A 1,343-nucleotide genomic window follows, 5' to 3' on the forward strand; every position below is an offset into this window, starting at 1 on the left:
GCACATGTCGGGTCGCTCGGAGCGGATGTGGAAGAGAAGATCGCCGGCGGTCGAAGGCGCCGAATGAACGGCACCCTTGATCGGCGCGAACGGTTTCAGTTCCAGCGGCCGCCGGTCTGGAGAGAGACGATCCCAGAGATCGCGGCCGATGCCGGCGATGCACGACAGCCGCCCGGAAAGGTCGCGGAATCCGACATTTTTGACGAGATCGTCGAGCCCGCCGAGCACGGAGGCAACCTTGGCGAGCGCGCTCTGCCCACTGGCGACGGTGACGACAAGAAAGACCGCCGAAAGCGACAGCGGAGCGTCGACACTTTGCGCATCGATCGGCACGCGATCCCAGTTCTTGCCCGACATCCGATTTCTCCGCTTCGCCGGGATTTGTTTCAGATCACCGGAGATCGCGCAACTGGATGAATTGCCTCTTTATCGACACGCGGATGCGGGTAGAGTGCGGCGGAAATTCAACCAACCTGTTCGGAGCTGATGCTCGCACGCCTGTTCGTGATCTTCGGTGGCCTGTTCGTGCTGGTGCTGTGTGCGGCGCTGGTGGTGCCGTATTTTATCGACTGGACCGGCTACCGCGCCGACTTCGAGCGCGAGGCGAGCGCCATTCTCGGCCGCAAGGTGACCGTGCAGGGCGACGCCACGGCAAGGCTGTTGCCGTTCCCTTCGGTGACCTTCTCGAATGTCGCCGTCGCCGGCGGCCCCAACGGCCAGCCGGCCATGACGGTCGAGACGTTTTCGATGGATGCGGAACTGGCGCCCTTCCTGCGCGGTGAAGTGCTGATCTTCGACATGCGGCTGGTGCGGCCGAAAGCGACCATCGATATCGCCAATGACGGCACTGTCGACTGGGCGATACGGCCGTCCTCGCCCTTCGACCCCAGCCAGATCTCGATCGAGAAGCTGACGGTGACGGAGGGTCAGATCGAAGTTCGCCATGCCGCTGGCGGGCGCAGCCATCTGTTTTCCGAGATCAATTCGACCGTCTCGGCCAAGTCGCTGGCCGGCCCATGGCGCATGGACGGCACGCTGCGGCTGGACGGGTTGCGCACCGCGGTCACCGCGTCCACCGGCAAGGCCGAAGGCTCAGGACAGATGCGGTTTCGGCTGAAGGCCGATCCGGACGCCTATCCGCTGGTCATCGAGACCGACGGCAATGCCGGCATCGTCAATGGGGCTGCCGTCTACTCCGGCCAGTTCAAAATCTCCGGTGCCGACAAGAACAGCGCCGAGCTGCGCGGCACCGATGGCGAGACGGTGAAAGTCTCGGCCGGTAAGCCCGATCCGGGCTTTCGGCTGAACGGCAAATTTTCGCTCGACCACCAGAAACTCGGGGT

2 protein-coding genes are annotated in these 1,343 nt (G+C 63.7%); one reads left to right on the forward strand and one right to left on the reverse strand.

Going from position 1 to position 1,343, the window contains the following annotated elements; all coding sequences use genetic code 11:
- Positions 1-357: Dyp-type peroxidase domain-containing protein (locus EN932_RS36230; protein ID WP_206619035.1), on the reverse strand; the 357-nt coding region annotated here is incomplete at its 3' end.
- Between the two features lie 129 nt (positions 358-486).
- Between EN932_RS36230 and EN932_RS36235 the strand changes: the two genes are divergently transcribed.
- Positions 487-1,343: AsmA family protein (locus tag EN932_RS36235; protein ID WP_128369531.1), on the forward strand; the 857-nt coding region annotated here is incomplete at its 3' end.

Origin of the sequence: Mesorhizobium sp. M7A.F.Ca.US.002.01.1.1 (assembly GCF_004022955.1) — a bacterium.
GTDB lineage: Bacteria > Pseudomonadota > Alphaproteobacteria > Rhizobiales > Rhizobiaceae > Mesorhizobium > Mesorhizobium ciceri.